The organism is Pelagibacterium sp. H642, assembly GCF_031202855.1.
Taxonomy (GTDB): Bacteria; Pseudomonadota; Alphaproteobacteria; order Rhizobiales; family Devosiaceae; genus Pelagibacterium.
This window is the reverse complement of sequence record NZ_CP101829.1, coordinates 2,929,145-2,946,727: the sequence shown is the minus strand read 5'-3', so window position 1 is coordinate 2,946,727 and position 17,583 is coordinate 2,929,145. Positions and strand designations below refer to the sequence as shown.

16 protein-coding genes are annotated in these 17,583 nt (G+C 63.1%); 5 read left to right on the top strand and 11 right to left on the bottom strand.

Annotated features, from left to right (window positions below; all coding sequences use genetic code 11):
• Positions 1–4 precede the first annotated feature (4 nt).
• Both flgK and NO934_RS14445 read right to left on the bottom strand, forming a co-directional pair.
• The gene (gene flgK / locus NO934_RS14450; protein ID WP_309160668.1) at positions 5–1,840 is read right to left on the bottom strand and encodes a flagellar hook-associated protein FlgK; all 1,836 of its coding nucleotides are present in this window, start codon (positions 1,838–1,840) and stop codon (positions 5–7) included.
• A gap of 168 nt (positions 1,841–2,008) precedes the next feature.
• Positions 2,009–3,325: a flagellar hook-basal body complex protein gene (locus tag NO934_RS14445; protein WP_309160667.1), complete on the bottom strand. Its 1,317-nt coding sequence runs from the start codon at positions 3,323–3,325 to the stop codon at positions 2,009–2,011.
• A gap of 570 nt (positions 3,326–3,895) precedes the next feature.
• Between NO934_RS14445 and NO934_RS14440 the strand changes: the two genes are divergently transcribed.
• Together NO934_RS14440 and metA are read left to right on the top strand one after the other, a co-directional pair.
• Positions 3,896–4,777 (top strand): ATPase, encoded by an 882-nt coding sequence (locus tag NO934_RS14440; protein WP_309160666.1) that lies wholly within the window; start codon positions 3,896–3,898, stop codon positions 4,775–4,777.
• 64 nt (positions 4,778–4,841) lie between these two features.
• The gene (gene metA, locus NO934_RS14435; protein ID WP_309160665.1) at positions 4,842–5,762 is read left to right on the top strand and encodes a homoserine O-succinyltransferase; all 921 of its coding nucleotides are present in this window, start codon (positions 4,842–4,844) and stop codon (positions 5,760–5,762) included.
• 295 nt (positions 5,763–6,057) lie between these two features.
• Here metA and NO934_RS14430 read toward each other — a convergent pair whose 3' ends face one another.
• On the bottom strand, positions 6,058–6,441 hold the full coding sequence (locus NO934_RS14430) for a VOC family protein (RefSeq protein ID WP_309160664.1): 384 nt from the start codon (positions 6,439–6,441) through the stop codon (positions 6,058–6,060).
• 74 nt (positions 6,442–6,515) lie between these two features.
• Here NO934_RS14430 and NO934_RS14425 point away from each other — a divergent pair, with 74 nt between their 5' ends.
• From NO934_RS14425 to NO934_RS14415, 3 genes are read left to right on the top strand one after another with little or no spacing between them, the layout of a single operon-like run.
• Positions 6,516–7,196 (top strand): YafY family protein, encoded by a 681-nt coding sequence (locus NO934_RS14425; protein ID WP_309160663.1) that lies wholly within the window; start codon positions 6,516–6,518, stop codon positions 7,194–7,196.
• 57 nt (positions 7,197–7,253) lie between these two features.
• On the top strand, positions 7,254–8,711 hold the full coding sequence (locus tag NO934_RS14420; RefSeq protein WP_309160662.1) for a YcjX family protein: 1,458 nt from the start codon (positions 7,254–7,256) through the stop codon (positions 8,709–8,711).
• The gene (locus NO934_RS14415; RefSeq protein ID WP_309160661.1) at positions 8,708–9,721 is read left to right on the top strand and encodes a TIGR01620 family protein; all 1,014 of its coding nucleotides are present in this window, start codon (positions 8,708–8,710) and stop codon (positions 9,719–9,721) included. The genes NO934_RS14420 and NO934_RS14415 overlap by 4 nt, the downstream gene beginning before the upstream one ends.
• 66 nt (positions 9,722–9,787) lie before the next feature.
• On the opposite strand, the gene NO934_RS14410 is transcribed toward NO934_RS14415, so the two are convergent.
• The 8 genes from NO934_RS14410 to cysG all read right to left on the bottom strand — a co-directional run bounded on the left by NO934_RS14410 (position 9,788) and on the right by cysG (position 17,459).
• Positions 9,788–10,165, bottom strand: coding sequence for a hypothetical protein (locus NO934_RS14410; RefSeq protein ID WP_309160660.1), 378 nt, complete (start codon positions 10,163–10,165; stop codon positions 9,788–9,790).
• Positions 10,166–10,455: 290 nt separating this feature from the next.
• A complete protein-coding gene (locus NO934_RS14405; RefSeq protein ID WP_309160659.1) occupies positions 10,456–11,070 on the bottom strand; it encodes a LysE family translocator in 615 nt (204 codons plus the stop codon).
• 131 nt (positions 11,071–11,201) lie between these two features.
• The gene (locus NO934_RS14400; protein ID WP_309160658.1) at positions 11,202–11,531 is read right to left on the bottom strand and encodes a 2Fe-2S iron-sulfur cluster-binding protein; all 330 of its coding nucleotides are present in this window, start codon (positions 11,529–11,531) and stop codon (positions 11,202–11,204) included.
• A 60-nt stretch (positions 11,532–11,591) separates the two neighbouring features.
• Positions 11,592–12,623 (bottom strand): NAD(P)/FAD-dependent oxidoreductase, encoded by a 1,032-nt coding sequence (locus NO934_RS14395; protein ID WP_309160657.1) that lies wholly within the window; start codon positions 12,621–12,623, stop codon positions 11,592–11,594.
• A gap of 78 nt (positions 12,624–12,701) precedes the next feature.
• Entirely contained in the window at positions 12,702–13,988 is a 1,287-nt protein-coding gene (locus tag NO934_RS14390; RefSeq protein ID WP_309160656.1) for a phosphoadenylyl-sulfate reductase, read from the bottom strand.
• A complete protein-coding gene (locus NO934_RS14385; RefSeq protein ID WP_309160655.1) occupies positions 13,975–15,633 on the bottom strand; it encodes a nitrite/sulfite reductase in 1,659 nt (552 codons plus the stop codon). Before NO934_RS14385 ends, NO934_RS14390 begins: the two co-directional genes overlap by 14 nt.
• A complete protein-coding gene (locus tag NO934_RS14380) occupies positions 15,620–15,928 on the bottom strand; it encodes a DUF2849 domain-containing protein (protein WP_309160654.1) in 309 nt (102 codons plus the stop codon). The genes NO934_RS14385 and NO934_RS14380 overlap by 14 nt, the downstream gene beginning before the upstream one ends.
• A 136-nt stretch (positions 15,929–16,064) precedes the next feature.
• Complete coding sequence (gene cysG / locus NO934_RS14375) at positions 16,065–17,459, bottom strand: siroheme synthase CysG (RefSeq protein ID WP_309160653.1); 1,395 nt, start codon at positions 17,457–17,459, stop codon at positions 16,065–16,067.
• Between the last annotated feature and the right edge of the window lie 124 nt (positions 17,460–17,583).

The window sequence follows — 17,583 nt, the reverse complement described above, 5'->3', positions numbered from 1 at the left end:
AACCTCACATCGCCAGAAGCGCGTCGATGAGTTCCTGCACGGTCGACACCACCCGCGCACTTGCCGAATAGGCGTTCTGGAGCTGCATAAGCCGCGCCATCTCCTCATCGACATTGACGCCGTATTCGGCCGTCATCCGCGTCGTGATCGATTGCAGCGTATAGCTCACCGATGAATTTTCGGATTCCGCCTTGGCGACCACATTGCCCTGATGGTTGATCATCTGGCCGATGAGGTCGGTGACCTGCCCCGAAAGCCGCACCCCGCCGTCTGAAAGCGCCGTCATCTTCTCGGAGACGAACTCCATTGATTTCAGGCTATCGAGCAACGCCTGGGGGCGGGTCGCATCGCCCAGCGAAGTTCCCGCCTCGAATTTGACCAGCAGCGTCGGGTCGGCGATCAGCGCCGGATTGACGGCGATCCGTCCGGCAAAGCCAAGTTTCTGCCCATCGCCATCGGGCGAATTGGTGAAGGCTGCCCCGCGCGTGTCCACGAACAGGTTGAGCGCACCGCTCCCATCCTGATTGCCGCTCGCCGTGATCTGCGACGTCATCGAAAAGCTGATCCCGGGCGTGCGAGTGACGCTGAGGTTGCCGCTGATGACATCCAAGCCGATGGTCAACCCAGCCAAAGGTGGCGACATCCCATTCAGTGCATCGGCCACAGCCTGGTTGGCATCGGTGCCGCTAATGTTGACGCCAACCACCCTCTCTCCGCTAGCATTGGGCGAGGTGAGCGGCAGGCTGGCATCCTCGCCCACCGCGACCATGCGCACCCGCTCCCCGCCAGCAGTGATCAGCACCGAATTGCCCGGCGCCATGCCTTCGAGATCGAGCGCAAATCTGTCGGGCTCAGCTTCCGTCGCCGTCGCCGTCGTCGTCACCGTGTTCATCGCCTGCGCCAGGGCGGCCGCGATCTCGTCGAGCTGATCCTGCATGTTGACCAGCGTGTTGTCGCGCAACTCCAGAAGTCCCGCGATGGACCCCGAGGACAACAGCTTCTGCCCTGTCAGGTCGATCTCGAGCCCCGATGGCGTGCGCAGCGTGAGCTGCCCCACTCCGCTTTCAGCCGGGTCGCTGTCGAACAGCGAGGTGGAATTGAGCCCTCCGCTGGAGCGGAACTCGAACAGCGAGGGTTCGACGTCGAGAATGCCCACCCCGCTCTCGGTCATCAGCGCCACAGTGCCATCGGCCCGATAGCTCGCCTTGACGTCGATCTTTTCCGAAATCGATGCGACCAGCCGGTCGCGCTCATCCATCAGCGCCAGCCGTGCCTGCTGGTCCTGGGACTGGTCGAGGATGCGGACATTGATGTCTGCCAGCGAGGTGAGTTGGCGGTTGAGCTCCGACACCGAATTGGAGATCTGGGCCTCGGCCTCGCTGCGCATCTCTTGCACGGCCCCGGTCAGCGTGTTGAGCTGTTCGACCAGTTGCTGGGCGACATTGAGCACGCCGGCGCGTGTCGTCACGTCGTTGGGATTGGTCGCCAGCGCCTGCAGCGCATTCTCGAACCCGGCATAGAGCGTATCGAGCGAATTGGCGTCCCCCGGTTTGCCCAGATGCATCTGCAGCCGGTCGAGAAAATTGCTGCGCACCTGATGGTAGCCCGCCGAGGACACTGCCACCAGATGCTGCTTTTCCAGGGCCTCGTTGAAGGCGCGCGATAAGGTCGAGGAGCGCACCTGCGAGCTCGTCCCGAAGGCGGTTTCCTCGATGACGATCGACTGCCGGTGATAACCGGGCATGCCCTGGTTGGCGATGTTGCGCGAAACGACATCGATCCCGCGCTGGCTGGAATTCATCCCACCCAGAGCATTCGATAGTGTCGAACTCAGTCCCATCGCATCAACTCCGTCTCAAGCCGTCTAATCAATTCTGCCTTGGCGAGGTGGAGAGCAGGTCAGGGCGAGGCGAAAACGGTTGCTTCCGAGAACCGGCGCGGAGCGTACTTTGGTACGTGAGCACCGGAAGCGCAGAAAGCGGCCGTTTGCAGCCCGCCATCACCTGCTCTACCGCATCATGTTGAGAGCTTCTTGCAGCATCTCGTCAGAGGTCGAGACGATGCGGGTGCCGGCGGCATAAGCCTGCTGGGTCACGATCAGCTTGGTGAACTCTTCCGAGATGTCGGTATTCGACGATTCCAGTGCCCCGCCGGTCATCCCGCCATCTGTGGAAAGGATAGCCTCGCCGGACTCCGCCGTCGCCGAATAGACCCCGCCGTCGAGTCGCTTGAGCTGGTTCTCGGCGTTGAAGTTCGCGGTCACGAGTTGGTAGATCTCGATCTGCTCGCCATTGGAATAGGTCGCGACCACGCGCCCGGAATCGTTGATCGCCACGGACATGAACGAACCGGCCGGATAGCCGTCCTGAGCCAGGGTGGTGACAGAAGCCCGCCCATTGGCGTTATCGAACTGCGTCAGTCCGCCGGTGCCGAAGTCGATTTCCACATCCCCTACAAGCGTGCCATCAACCGTCAGATCATCGAGCGCCAGCGGCGGGAACGCGCCGTCTGCTCCGACAGCACCCCATCCGATGGTATCAATGACGCCGTTGGAGAATGTAGCCGTACCATCGGACACGGCTTCCCAGCCAGAATCTCCATAATAGAAGAGCTGCCAAGTATCTGCGGTAGGAGGCGTGGCCGTCGCATCGGCGTCGGCTGTCTTACCCCAGCGCAATTGCACATTGGCCGATGCACCATTGGGCGCGTAAACGGTAATGGCCCCACCCTCGACCGTCTGATCGAGAAAATCGGCATCACCAGGATCGGCCGTCAACAGACCGACGGCCGGCACCGCTGGCAGGTTAAGCTCGTAGTCGATCCGCTGCGTCGCCTTAGCGGCAATCAGACCGTTGGAAACCCGCACCATCTCGGGAACCGAGCCAGCCACATTGCCGGTCGAAGAGTCGATCGGCACGCCTTTGAGGTAGTAGCCAGCGCCATTGTAAAGATACCCCTCACGGTCCATCTCGAAATCGCCGCGGCGGGTGTAGAAATTAGCCTCACCGAACACGGATTCGCCGTCGGAGCTCCCGGTCTTTTCCGCCACGACGAAAAAGCCCCCACCATTGAGCGCCACATGCGTTCCGGTCGCCGAGGTGATGATGTCGCCGCGCACATCGTTGGTGGAACGCGAATAGGCCAACACCGCACCCGGCACCTGCCGCCCCACCGCCGCGTCGGGAATAAGGTCGATAAAGCCGGTTTCCATCCGCTTGTAGCCGGTGGTCTGCGAGTTCGCGATGTTGCCCGAGATGTTCTCGAGCGCAAACGACTGCGCCGCCATCCCGGTCACCGCCGTCTGCAAAGCCCCGTAGATACCCATTTTACTCTCCGTCTTACCTGCGCCGAGCGCGTGTTTGTCACCGGAGATGCAAGGGCGATGCCAAAACTTTAACACATTGAAATAACTCAGACTTCCGGCGGACACTCCAATCGCAACACCACTTCGCCCGGAATCTTTCGCCACCAGCCCGGCAAATTCTTCCGCCCAACACGTTTGGAAATCGCGGCAGCCTTGCCCCCGCAAGGCTCCCACGCAGTTCAGAAGACGTGCGTCCCCAGCACCTCCTGCACTACCGGCAGCGCTGCGGATTGTCGGATCAAGCCCGACAATGACGAAACGAGAGCGTGTGCCTCACAAAACGTTGTTGTCCCCGTCTTCCATCATCCCACCGTGTCACCCCGGGCTTGACCCGGGGCAAGATATGCGAGCACCTTCGGCTCTTGCCGTATCTCCTCCACCTTGTCGTCTTCGGGCTTGACCCGGAGACCCGCAAGGCTCCGGCAAACGCAGAAGAAGTCCGGGTCATCACGCGCCCCACTGGACGCCCGCCCCATATGACTCTAAGCAGACCCTCCGATAAATAAGTATTCACTTACCCCGAGCCTGCCCATGCTGTTCGCCTCCGCCGATGAGTTCCGCGCTTCCCCCCGCAAGGCCGTGACGGTCTTCGGCATGGCCGGCGTCGGCAAGACGCGGCTGGGCAACATCCTGCGCCGCGCCGACTGGTTTCACTTCTCAGTCGATTTCCGCATCGGCACGCGGCACATGGGCGAGTACATCGTCGACAACTTCAAGCGCGAGGCGATGAAGGTTCCCTTCCTCGCCGAACTGCTGCGCTCGGATTCGATTTCGATCGACTCCAACATCTCTTTCGACAATCTCGATCCGCTCTCGACCTATCTGGGCACCCCCGGCAATGCGGCGCGGGGCGGCCTACCCTTTGCCGAATACCAGCGCCGCCAGGAACAGCACCGCGTCGCCGAGATCTACGCCCTGCTCGATGTCCCTTATTTCATCGAGCGCGCCAAGGGTCTCTACGATTACGACAATTTCCTCTGCGACACGGGCGGCTCACTGATCGAAGTGCTCGATCCGCACAACCCCGAAGACCCCGTGGTCAAGGCCCTGACCGAAAACACGGCGCTTCTCTACCTGCGTGGCACCGAGGCCGACGCCCAGCGCCTGATCGACCGCTTCAAGTCCAATCCCAAGCCCATGTATTATCCGCCGCAATTCCTCATCATCAAATGGGAGGAGTTCAAGCGGATGAGAGGAGTCACTCGCGACGACGACGTCGATCCCGACGCCTTTGCCGTGTGGGGCTTTGAAGCCCTGCTGCGCGATCGCCTGCCCCGTTATCAGGCGCTTGCCGACAATTTCGGTTATCAGGTCGACGCTGCCGAGCTTTCCGGAGTGCGCGACGAAAAAGACTTCATGGAGCTCATGTGCAGGGCCATCGCCGCGCGTTCGGCGGTGGCCGTAAGCCCCTGAACCGTTTCCGGTTCACCCAGCCCATACCTGCACTTATGTAAGCTTCCGCTAAAGGAACTTCTCCATGCCTATCCGCATTCCAGACCAGCTTCCCGCCCGCAAGACCCTCGAAAACGAGGGCGTGGTGGTGATGGATCAATCCCGATCCGTCCGGCAGGACATCCGCCCGCTCCAGTTCGGGCTGCTCAATCTGATGCCCAACAAGCAGCGCACCGAGACCCAGTTCGCGCGCCTGATTGCCGCCACCCCGCTCCAGATCGACCTCTCGCTGGTGCGCGTGACCGACCCGCTGTCCAGAAGCACGCCCGAAGAATACCTCCAGAGCTTTTATTCCACCTGGGAAGAGGTTCGCGAAAAGAAGTTCGACGGCTTCGTGGTCACCGGCGCACCCATCGCCAACATGCCCTTCGAGGATGTCCGGTACTGGCCCGAGATGGTCGAAATCATGAACTGGACCCAAACCAACGTGCACCACACCATGTTCATCTGCTGGGGCGCCCAAGCCGCGTTGCACCATTTCCATGGCGTCAACCGCTACCGCATGCCCGAAAAGGCGTTCGGCGTCTTCCGCCATAAGGTGCTCGACACCCGGCACCCGTTCCTGCGCGGCTTTTCCGACGATCTCGCCGTGCCGGTGTCGCGCTATAACGACATCGACCGCACCAGCCTCACCGCCGATCTCGATATCCTGATCGACAGCGAGGAGGTGGGCGTCTGCATGCTCGACGACCGCAAATACCGCGCCGCCTACATGCTCAACCACCTCGAATACGACAACACCTCGCTGGCCGACGAATACCACCGCGACCACGAGGCCGGGCTGGATACGCCCCTGCCGGTCAATCTATTCCCCGGTGACGACCCCACCAAAACCCCGGAAAACCGCTGGCGCAGCCACGCGCATTTGTTGTTCCAGAACTGGATCAACGAAATCTACCAGACCACCCCCTATGACCTCTCAAAAGTCGGCACGGGGGAGTGGTAGAGCGTCGAGGCGGAACGATCTGAAGCACCCCCGTTCCCACGCGCGTGCTGATCGACCGTCAGGGTCCGCGCCGAACTTAACCCTCTCCCCGCCGGGGAGAGGGTGGGCGGCAGCCCGGTGAGGGGCCGCTGCGCCAGCATCCCCCCCGCGCCCCTGCTGAGCCTCTCACCATCCTCTCCCCTCGTCGTCTCCGGGCTTGCCCCGGAGACCCGCAAGGCTCCCACGCAGCTCACAAGTGTGTCCCGGCACCACAGTTTCAAACAAGCTCACTGCCCCAACACATCGAGTACCCACGTCACCCCGAACCGGCTCTCACCATCCCATAAAGCGACGACCACCCGGCCGGCCCCAAATCCTGCACCACGGTTCCCCCCTCGATCAGCTTTTCCCAATACCCTCTGATCTCCCCTTCATCATCCCCCCGGACCGAGACGAACACCGGGATCACTCCCGCATCCCACGCCAGCGAGGCCGGCACGTCATAGGCCATCACGCGGAAACCAGCCTCCGAAGTCACCTGCCCCCAGATCACCTGATCGGCCTCTTCCGGCCGCTGCACGGCATTGGCCTGCTCATAGCTGAACGCCGTCAGTTCCCCACCAAATACCGATTGGTAAAACCCCAGCGCCTCACGCGCATTGCCGCGAAAATTAAGATGCGTCGTCGTCGAAATGGTCATGGCGATCTCCTTGCCTTGCGTGAACCGATGCAAAGGGTATAACCTGCCACAACTGACACTTTCCGGCAGTTGCCATGGCCCGCCCAGACCGCCTCTTCCGCCTGCTCCAGGCCATGCGCATGATGCCCGCGCCCATCACCGCCGCGCGCCTTGCCGAGGAAACCGGCGTGTCCCTACGTTCGCTCTACCGCGACATCGACAGCCTGCGCGCCGCCGGCGCCCGCATCGAGGGCGAGCGCGGCTATGGCTATCGCCTGATCGAGGATTATTCCCTGCCGCCGCAGACCTTCGACCGCACCGAGATCGAAGCGATCGTCCTCGGCCTCGCCCAAGTCCGGTCGATGGGCGATCCTGCCCTCAGCCAGGCGGCCGCCTCCGTCCTCGCCAAGGTCGCCGCCACGCTCCCCAACGACCGCGAGCAGCACCTCCTCCATGCCATCTCGCAGGTCTATCGCCCTGACGCCGCCCCGGCCCCGGCCTTCACCACCGAGATCCGCGAGGCGTGCTGGCGCGAAGAGGCCCTCGCCATCCGCTATGCCGATAAGGGCAGCGCGCAAACCGAGCGTACCATCTGGCCCCTTGCGATCGTCTATACCGAAGCCGCCCTCACCACCCTCGCCTGGTGCTGCCTGCGCGAGGATTTCCGCATGTTCCGCCTCGAACGCATCCTCGCCCTGCACCCCACCGCCACCAGCTTCCGCCCCCGCCGAGCCGCACTGCTGCGCGAATATCTGTGTCGGCTCGGCGCCGGCTAGCCCTTGCATTCTCCCGGCGCCCGCCTACCTTGTTCGAGCCAACCGGAGACCCGCCCTTTGCCCAGCGTACCCACCACGATCACCGACGAACTCGGCATCGCCCTGGGCAATCTCGCCGATACCGCCACCGGCACCATCACCCCCACGCTGCGCCTGGGCGTCACCGGCCTCTCGCGCGCCGGCAAGACCATCTTCATCACCGCGCTGATCCACAACCTTCTGACCGGCGCCCGCTTGCCCGGCTTCGCGCCCATGGCCGAAGGCCGGCTTATCGGCGTGCGGCTCGCCGAGCACCCCGACAACGCCACTCCGCGCTTCGCTTACGAGAACCACCTCGCCGCCCTCCTCGGCACCCCACCCGTCTGGCCCGAAAGCACCCGCCGCATCTCCCAGCTTCGCCTGACGCTGCGTTACCAGTCCAACTCCTGGCTCAAATCCCAGTTCGGCGTCTCCACCCTCAATCTCGACATCGTCGATTACCCCGGCGAATGGCTCCTCGACCTGCCGCTCTTGACCAAATCCTTCGCCGAATGGAGCGCCGAGGCCCTGGCTCTCGCCCACCGTCCGGCCCGCGCCGACGAAGCCAAGCCCTTCCTCGACGCCCTGAGCTCTATCGATCCCCTGCGTGAAGCCGACGATGTCACCGCCGAGACCCTCGCGGCGGCCTTTACGCAATATCTGCGCGCATCAAAAGGCGATGCCCGCGCCCTCTCCACCTTGCCGCCGGGCCGCTTCCTCATGCCGGGCGATCTCGAAGGCTCCCCGGCGTTGACCTTCGCGCCGCTCCCCGAGCCTGCGTCCACGCCGCGGCATCAAAGCCTCTACGCCATGCTCGAGCGCCGCTATGAGGCCTATAAATCCGTCGTCGTCCGCCCCTTCTTCCGCGATCACTTCGCCCGCCTTGATCGCCAGATCGTCCTCGTCGATGCCCTGCGTGCCCTGAACGCCGGCCCAGAAGCCGTGGCCGATCTTGAAACCGCGCTCACCTCGGTCCTCTCCTGCTTCCGCCAGGGCTCGTCCAATCCCATCTCGCGTCTTTTCACCCGCAAGATCGATCGCATTCTCTTTGCCGCCACCAAGGCCGATCTGTTGCACCACACCTCCCACCCGCGCCTCGAGGCCATCCTTAATCGCCTCGTCGCCAACGCCTCCCGGCGTGCGAAATTCGCCGGGGCGGAAACCCGCTCCCTCGCCATCGCCGCCATTCGCGCCACTCGGGAGGGCACGGTCAAGGACAGTGGGGAAACGCTCGCGACCATCATCGGCACGCCCGAAAACGGCCAGCGCCTCGGCGATACCGTTTACGACGGCACAACCGAAATCGCATTGTTTCCCGGCGACTTACCGGAAAACCCGGAATCTCTTTTCAAGAGCGTTGAATCAACGCCTCAACTCAATTTCCTGCGTTTCCTGCCACCCACCGATCTCCCCATGGGCGAAACCGGCGACCCCGTCTTCCCCCACATCCGGCTGGATCGCGCGCTCGATTTCCTGATCGGGGACAAGATGCAATGAGAGAGCCCCGTGCCATTCCCACAACGCCCCGCCAGGAAGCCGAAGCGCGCGCCCCTCGCGCCTTCGAAACCAGTCTCGCCGAGCCGGCCCCCGACGTCTTCGAGGCCACGCCCGAGGCGCTGGCCGACACCGATGTCGCCCCGGCTCCGAAGCGCCGTGGCCGCTTCTGGCGCAACCTCGCACTCTGGACCGGCGGCACGCTCATCTCCCTCGGCCTTGGCCTTGCCGCCGAACGGCTGATCAGCGATCTTTTCGCCACCTATGACTGGCTGGGCTGGTTCGGTCTTGCCATCCTCGGCGTCTTCCTCCTCGCGCTTCTCGTGCTCACCGTGCGCGAGCTCATCGGCCTCGCCCGTCTCAAGACCATGGACCGCCTGCGCGAGTGCGCTGCCGCCGCGCTCCTTGCCGACGACCTGCCCGCCGCCCAGAAGATCGTCTCCGAACTCGCCGTGCTCTATGCCGATCGCGCCGATCTCGCCCGACCGCGCGCGGGCCTTGAGGCCGATATCGGTTCCATCCTTGATGGCGCCGAGCTGATCAAAACCGCCGAGCGCGCGCTGATGGCGCCACTCGACGCCCGCGCCCGCGCGCTCACCGCGTCGAGTGCCCGCCGCGTGGCGCTGGTCACCGCCATCGCCCCGCGCGCGGTGATCGATCTGGCTTTCGTGGTGTTCGAAAGTTTTCGTCTGGCACGCAATCTGGCCGATCTCTACGGCGCCCGACCGGGCTTTTTCGGTTTCCTGCGCCTCGTGGGCGCCATCCTCTCGCACCTGGCCGTTACTGGCGGTCTCGTTTTGACCGACGGCGTCGTTGAACAGCTCATCGGCCAGGGGCTGGCCGCCAAGCTTTCCGCTCGCCTGGGGGAAGGCGTCCTCAACGGATTGATGACCGTCCGGGTCGGCATCGCAGCGATCAAGCTCGTCCGCCCGCTGCCCTTCTCCACCCAGAAGTCGCCAGTGGTCGCCGATTTCGTGGCAGACCTCGCCCGCGTTTCGACCGACACCAAATAGCGGCCAAACAAAAGGGACAGCACCCCTTGAGTGCTGTCCCTCAAAATGGCCTACGACCTGATCGCCTTAGACGCCATCGTCATTGGCGTCATCTGCTGTTTCATCGCCGTCTTCGGCCGGAGGTTCGCCTGTGTCATCGGCGGGCTCTTCGCCGTTCGTGACATCAGGGGCCTCGCCAGTGGGCTCGAGGATACCGGCTTCCTCGCAATCCGTGCGCGTCAGCGTGGAAAGATCGATCCCTTCGGGAGCGTTGGCCTCGGCCGCGGCGGTGGGTTCATCCTCGAACACTTCGCTGATCGGCTCGCCTTCGAGTTCGGCACAGCGCTGTTCGACAAGACCCCAATCCTCTTCAGGAATGGTCATGCCACCGATTTCCTGAGCAAAGGCAGGAACGGCAAGACCGGCAGTAAGGGCGAGAGAAGCAAAAAGAGCAGAGCGTTTCATGGTTATTCTCCTTTTATCTCGTTAGGGCTTTAGCCCCGAGAAAGACAACGCGCTGCCAGCTCGTGCGATCATGCAAACTATTCAAGTTGAAGCCGGCGATGCGTTGCCTAGACAATGGTTGCCGGCAAGATGGAGTTGCATGAATATTTTCCCGCCGACGGCCGGAACCTTGCACCCCCTTGCAGATCACGATTGAAGGTGCCCGAGCAAGACAGATTCCAGCGCCTCGCGGCTGCCGCTCACGAGATGCCAAGGGGGTGAAAATTATCCTGGATTAATAAGGCGCGGCCCTATTGCTTGAGCACGATATAGGCCGCCGCGCCGGCCATCGCCCCAGCCGCTCCGCGATTGAGCAGCTTGAGCGCACGCGGATTGCGCAGGAATTCTCGCGCCTTGGCCGCCGCCGCCAGATAGGGCAGCAGCACGGCATAAAGCCCGATGATGGTGATCAGCACCAGCCATCCGAAGCGCTCCAGCGTCATGGCTTCCAGGTCGACCACTGTAGGCAGCAGCGCCATATAGAAGATGATGGTCTTGGGATTGCCCAGCGTCACCGAATAGCCGCCCAGCATCGAGGCGAACGCCCCATTGCCTTTGCGCGCCTCGACCTTGTCGGGATCGATCCCCGCCTTCCAGAAACTCCAGGCGAGATAGACGAGGTAAGCGGCGCCCAATACCTTGATGACGACGAAAACCCCCGAAAACGCGGCTGCCACCGCGGCCAACCCCAGCACAGCAAGGGTCAGATAGGTGAGGTCGCCCAAAACCAGCCCGGTCCCGAACCACAGCGCAGGCCTGAACCCCGTCCCCAGCGCCTTCCCCACCACCGCCGCAATCCCCGGCCCGGGAATGGCGGCAGCAATCACCAGTGCAACGGCATAGGGAACAAAATCGAGCGGGTTCATGATGAGGACTCAGGTTATGTCGAGCAATCGAACTGCTCATACACCCGCGCCGAAAAACCGCAAAGCACCAGTTGAGGTCCGGTCACCCCTTCCAGCCTACGTGGCACCCGACAAAAAACCGGACGTTTCCGTTAAGCCGCCGCGTCCTGGCTCGCCGAATCCGCCAGCCGTACCTTGAGCCCGTCCAGCTCCTCGCTCATCAGGATCTGGCATGACAGCCGCGAATTGGCCTCATAGTCGGGCACCGAATCCAGCATGTCCTCTTCCTCGTCGGTGGGCGGATTGAGCTTTTCCACCCACTCGGGGTCGACGAACACATGGCACGTGGCGCACGAACACGCGCCGCCGCACTCGGCCTTGATGTTGAGCCCCCAGTCGCGGATCACCTCCATCACCCGCCAACCCTCAAGGGCTTCGAGTTCGTGTTCGGTGCCGGTCTGATCGGTCACGAAAATACGCATGTGAGGTCCTGGAAAGCTGAGTGTGAGGCCCGCTCTAATTGCGCGTGGCAGCGCCCGAGGTCAAGCCACGCCGAGTTTCTTCTGCAGGCTGGTCGAGCTGGTCGTATACTGAAACACGACCTTGGCATCGGGGTGAACGATCCGCTTGGCCGCCTGCGACATCAGCGCGCCCTCGTGGAAGCCCGAAAGGATGAGCTTGAGCTTCCCCGGATACCAGTTGATGTCCCCGATCGCGAAGATGCCGGGTTCGCTGGTTTCGAACCGTTCGGTATCCACCTTGATCAGCGCGTTGTCGTGAAGGTCCAACCCCCAATCGGCCACGGGGCCGAGCTTCATGGTCAGGCCAAAGAACGGCAGCAGCCGGGTTGCGGGAATGCCCATCTCGCCGCCGGCGGTCTTGAGAAACACCTCGGAAAGTTGGCCGTCCGCACCCTCGAGACGCCCGAGCTGACCCATCACGAAGTTGATCTTGCCGTCCTCGACCAGCTTGCGCATCTTGTTGACGCTGTCGGCATGCCCACGGAATTCGTCGCGCCGGTGCACCAGCGTCAGCGAACGCGCCAACGGCTCGAGATTGAGCGTCCAGTCCAGCGCCGAGTCCCCGCCACCAACGATCACCAGATCCTGATCACGGAAATCGTCCATCTTGCGCACGGCATAGAATACCGACTTGCCTTCATACTGCTCGATCTCGGGGACCGGGGGACGCTTGGGCTGGAACGACCCGCCACCCGCCGCGATCACGATCACCTTGGCCACGAACACTTCGTCCGCATCGGTCGTCACCCGGAACGAGCCATCTTCGAGCCGTTCCACATTGGTGACCATCTGGGAAAAGTGGAACTCGGCCCCGAACGGCGCGATCTGCTTCATCAGATTGTCGGTCAGCCCCTGCCCCGAAATCTCGGGAAAGGCGGGAATGTCATAGATCGGCTTTTCCGGATACAGCTCGGCACACTGCCCGCCGGGCCGGTCCAGAATATCGATCACGTGACATTTGAGATCGACCAGCCCCAATTCGAATACGGCGAACAGGCCCACGGGGCCTGCGCCAATGATCACGACATCGGTGACGATTTCATTTCCGCTCATATCGAAGGAGTCCTGGTCAGCAACAAAAAATCAAGGCTTCGCTTGGAATATATGACGAAGCCTGTCAAGTATGGAGGGTCAATGGGTGGCAGGTTTACGCAGGAAGGGACGCGTGCCAGCGGGAACTTCCACCCGCGCGCCAACGGGCTGGTAATAATGGGCAACCTCGGCCAGCGCGTCCTTTTCCAGCGCCGCCCGGGTGGGCGCGTTGGTGACGACGAAGGCGTTGATGCCGCAGCGCCGCATGAAGGGAATCTGGTCGGTCAGCACATCACCGACGGCCCGCAACTCGCCCTCATAGCCATAGCGCTCGCGGATCAGCCGCGCGCTCGAATAACCGCGCCCGTCGGTGAAGGCCGGAAAGTTGATGGCGATCGAAGCGAACCGCGAAAGATCCTCGGCCACCTCCTCGACGTTCTCTCCAGGATTGACTTGCAGCCCGATCGGATGCGGATTGGCCTTGAACGCCTCCCGCTGTTCGAGAAACACCGTCACCGGCACATGCGTATAGCGCACCTCGGCGGCCACATCGCCTTCTTCCCAGGCGCGCCACGGATCGGATTTGAATTCCCCGTCCCGGAACAAAGTCAGTTTCGATTGGCTCACCGGCTTTGCGATGCTCCCGTTGAAGTCGAAATGGATGCCGCATTCGCGCTTGTCGCGTCCGCGCCACCGACCAGCCCTGGGGTCCTCGCCATCGGCCACCGCGCTCGTGCAGGGCGCGCAGCCGATCGACTTGTATCCGTCCTTGTAGAGCGGATGGTCGGGCAGATCGTGAGCCGCCTTGTACGCTTCGATGTCCTCGTTGGTAAAGTAGGCCAATGGGTTGACCTTGATGCGATCGTCGCTCGTCAGCTCGAAATGCGGCAGCACCCCGCGCTCGGCGGTCTGGAACCGCTTGCGCCCGGTCACCCAGCCGCCAAAGCCCGACAACACCTTGTCCAGCGGCTCGGTCTTGCGGATATGGCAGCAGCTATCGGGATCGGTTTCCCACAGCGTTCCATCGGGATCGAAGCGCTTGATATCCGCCGCATCGGGATAAAGCGCGATCACATTGGTCAGCCCCAGCCGCTCTTTCAGCGTCTCCACATAAGTCAACGTCTCGGAGAAGTGCTTTCCCGTCTCCAGGAAATAGACCGGCAGCGTCGGGTCGACCTTGGACACCAGATGCAGCAACACCGCCGAATCCGCGCCGAAGGATGACACCATGGCGATTTCGCCCGGCAGCAATTCCTCCACCGCCTGCCGCAGCACCGCTTCGGCATCCATCTCGTCGAACATGCCGTTGAGCGCGATGATCCCGAGCTGGCGTAACCTGTCCTGCTTGGGCTCGGCCGCAGAGATGACCGGACTAACCATTGCCATAAAGCGCCTCCTTGAACGGCGCGTCCCCCAGCCGCCGATACGCTGAAATGAACGTTTCGTCCTCGCTTGCGCGCCGGGCGATATAGGCATCCACCAGCCGCTCGATCGCGCTTGGCACCTCTTCGGCCACGAACCCCGGCCCGAGAATCTTGCCGATCGCCGCGTCCTCGCTTCCATCACCACCCACGGTGATCTGGTAAAGCTCGGTGCCCTTCTTCTCGACGCCCAGAATGCCGATATGGCCCACATGGTGATGCCCGCAGGCATTGATGCAGCCGGAAATCTTGATCTTGAGCTTGCCGATCTCCCGCGCCCGCTCCGGCGCCGCGAACCGCCGCGAAATGTCCTGCGCGATGGGGATCGAGCGCGCATTGGCCAGCGCGCAATAATCGAGCCCCGGGCAGGTGATCATGTCGGTGATCTCCCCGGCATTGGCGTCCGCCAACCCGGCCTCGACCAGTCCGTCATAAACGGCGCGTAGATCGGTCAGCGCCACATGCGGCAGCACCAGGTTCTGCTCGTGCGTCACCCGCAACTCGTCGAAGGAATGGCGCTCAGCGAGATCGGCCACCGCTTCCATCTGCTCGGCCGTCGCATCCCCCGGCGCCCCGCCGATGGGCTTTAGGGAAATCGTCACCGACGTGTAGCCGGGCCGCGCATGCGGGAACGTGTTGTTCTCCAAAAACCGCCCATAAGCAGGATCGAGGATCTTTTCCCGTTCCACATCGAGGCTCACGACCCCGATGTCCTTATAAGCCGGCTGCGCGAAATAGGCCTCGATGCGCGCCAGTTCCTCCTCGGGCAGCGTCAGCACACCGCCGCGGATTTCGGCGAACTCGGCTTCCACCTGGCCCTTGAAAGTCTCCAGCCCCTCCTCATGCACCAAAATCTTGATGCGCGCCTTGTACTTGTTGTCCCGCCGACCATAGCGGTTATAGACGCGCAGGATCGCTTCCAGATACGCCAGCAGATGCTCGTGCGGCACAAAGCCGTTGATGAGCTTGCCCACCATCGGCGTCCGCCCCAGCCCGCCCCCGACATAGACCGCCCAGCCGATTTCGCCCGACCCATTGGTCTGTGCCATCAGCCCGATATCGTGGAATTTGATCGCCGCCCGGTCGTTGGGCGAACCGGTCATGGCGATCTTGAACTTGCGCGGCAAGTAGATGAATTCCGGATGCAGGCTCGACCACTGCCGGATGATCTCGGCCACCGGCCGCGGATCGATGATCTCGTCAGCCGCCGCTCCGGCGAACTGGTCCGTGGTCACGTTGCGAATGCAGTTGCCCGAGGTCTGGATCGCATGCATTTCCACGCTCGCCAGGTCGGAAAGAATGGCCGGAATGTCGCGTAGCTTGGGCCAGTTGTACTGAATGTTCTGGCGCGTGGTGAAATGCCCGTATCCGCGATCGTATTTGCGCGCGATATGGGCCAGCATCCGCATCTGCTTTGAGCTGAGCGTGCCATAGGGCACCGCCACCCGCAGCATATAGGCATGCAATTGCAGATAGAGCCCGTTCATCAGCCGCAGCGGCCGGAACTGGTCCTCGGTCAATTCCCCCGAGATGCGTCGCCGCACCTGATCGGAAAACTGCGCCACGCGTTCGCCAACGAAGGCGGCGTCGAACTCGTCATATCGATACATATTCGTCCTCGGCCAGATGCTGGCGTTCAAAGCGCGGCGCCGTCGGCCCCTCGGCCCGGATGCGCTCGCGAATACGGATGGGATAGATCGCTCCATCCCTCATTTCCACGTCCTCGCTTTCAAGGCTGATCACGCGTCCGGTCGCCTTGGCCGCCGCAATCGTCGCCTCCAGCGCCTCGGCCTCGTCCTTCCCAAACACCCGCGCCGCCTGCAGCGCCTCGACCCAACGCCCCTGCGCGTCGAGATACACCGTAGCCCCTGAGAGCAATTCGTTACCTGTGAGGATTTTGGACATCTTCTCTACTGTTCAACTCTGTTCAATGACGACGGGATGGCGTTGGGCCACGCCGCCGAACCCACCACCATCGTCATCCCGGCCTTGCGCCGGGATCCAGTAACCGGCAGCGCCTCGGCTCTATTCCAGCCGCCCATCACGCCACCCGCTCCGCCACGGCGGCAATGGTCTCGGCCCGCGCCCAATCCCCCTGCGCCACGGCCTCGCCAACGAAGATCACCGCCGGCCCATCCACGAACTCGATCTCCCCTGCCGCCAGGGCGCCGACCGTCCCGGCATAGAGCGCCTTGTCGGCCCGCCCGGCATTGACAACGATTCCCACCGGCATCGCCGCCGAAACCCCGTGCTCCATCAGCCGCCGCGCCACATCGGCAGCAATCGATTTGCCCATATAGAGCCCCAGCGTCAGCCCCGATCCGGCCAGTGCCGCCCAATGCTGCAGATCGCCATCATCGGCCCCGTGCGCGGTGGCGAACACGAACCCGCTCGAAACCTTGCGCAGCGTCACCGGCGTCGCCGTATCGGCCGCCGCCGCCAAAGCTGCGGTCACGCCCGGCACCACCGCATATTGGATTCCCGCCTTGCGCAGCGCCGCGATTTCTTCGCCCGCGCGCCCGAACACCATCGGATCGCCCGATTTCAGCCGCGCCACCTTCTTGCCCTCGCGGGCCAGCCGCACGATCAGCGTATTGATCTGCGCCTGAGAGAACGAATGATGTCCCTTGGCCTTGCCCACGCAGATGCGTTCGGCATCCCGCCGCCCCATCTCGACAACGGCGCCAGGCACGAGCTGATCATGAACGATCACATCGGCTTCCTGCAAAAGCCGTTGCGCCCGCAGCGTCAGCAGGTCTTCGGCTCCGGGCCCGGCCCCGATCAGCCACACCACGCCGTCGACGCCTTTGGCTTCGGCGTGCAGGGCGAGCAGCGCATCGGCCGCCGCTTCGCCCCGGTCCGCCGCAAGCGCACCCTCGATTCCCGGCGCGGTCACCAGCGCCTCGTAATAGCGCCGCCGGGACACCCCGTCCGGCAACAGCGCCGCAACCTTTTCCCGCATGGCGCCCGCCAGCCGCGCGATGTCGCCCAGCCGCGGCGATAACATCGCCTCGATCCGCGCCCGCACCAGCCGCGCCAAAACCGGAGCGTCGCCTTCGGACGAAATGGCGATCGAAATCGGCGCCCGATCGACGATCGCCGGAGTAAAGAAATCACAGTTTTCGGGAACGTCCACCTCGTTGACCGGCACCCCCGCCGCCCGCGCCATCTCCAGCGCCCGCGCGCCGTCCGGCCCGTGATCGGCGATGAAGGCCAGCGCCGCATTGTCGAAATCGGCCGCCTGGATCGCCCGCTCGATTATGGTCACGCCGAGCCCGGAAAAATCCGCCTCTGCCTCGGCCGCGAACACCACCACTTCGGCACTGGTCTTGACCGCCAGCCGCGCCTTGGCCAGCGCCTCCTCGTCACCGCCCACGATGACGATCCGGCGGCCGGCCACCTTCACAGAAACCGGAAATGTGTTCAGCCGTGCCACGGGTGAGGGTCTCCTGGCATCAGGGGCGCGAGTTGACGATCTTTAGATTTGACGGCCGCGCGGGAGAAGAACGCAATTCTGTCAAACACGCTGGAAAATAAGGTTTTCCGGGCCCCCCAGCAAG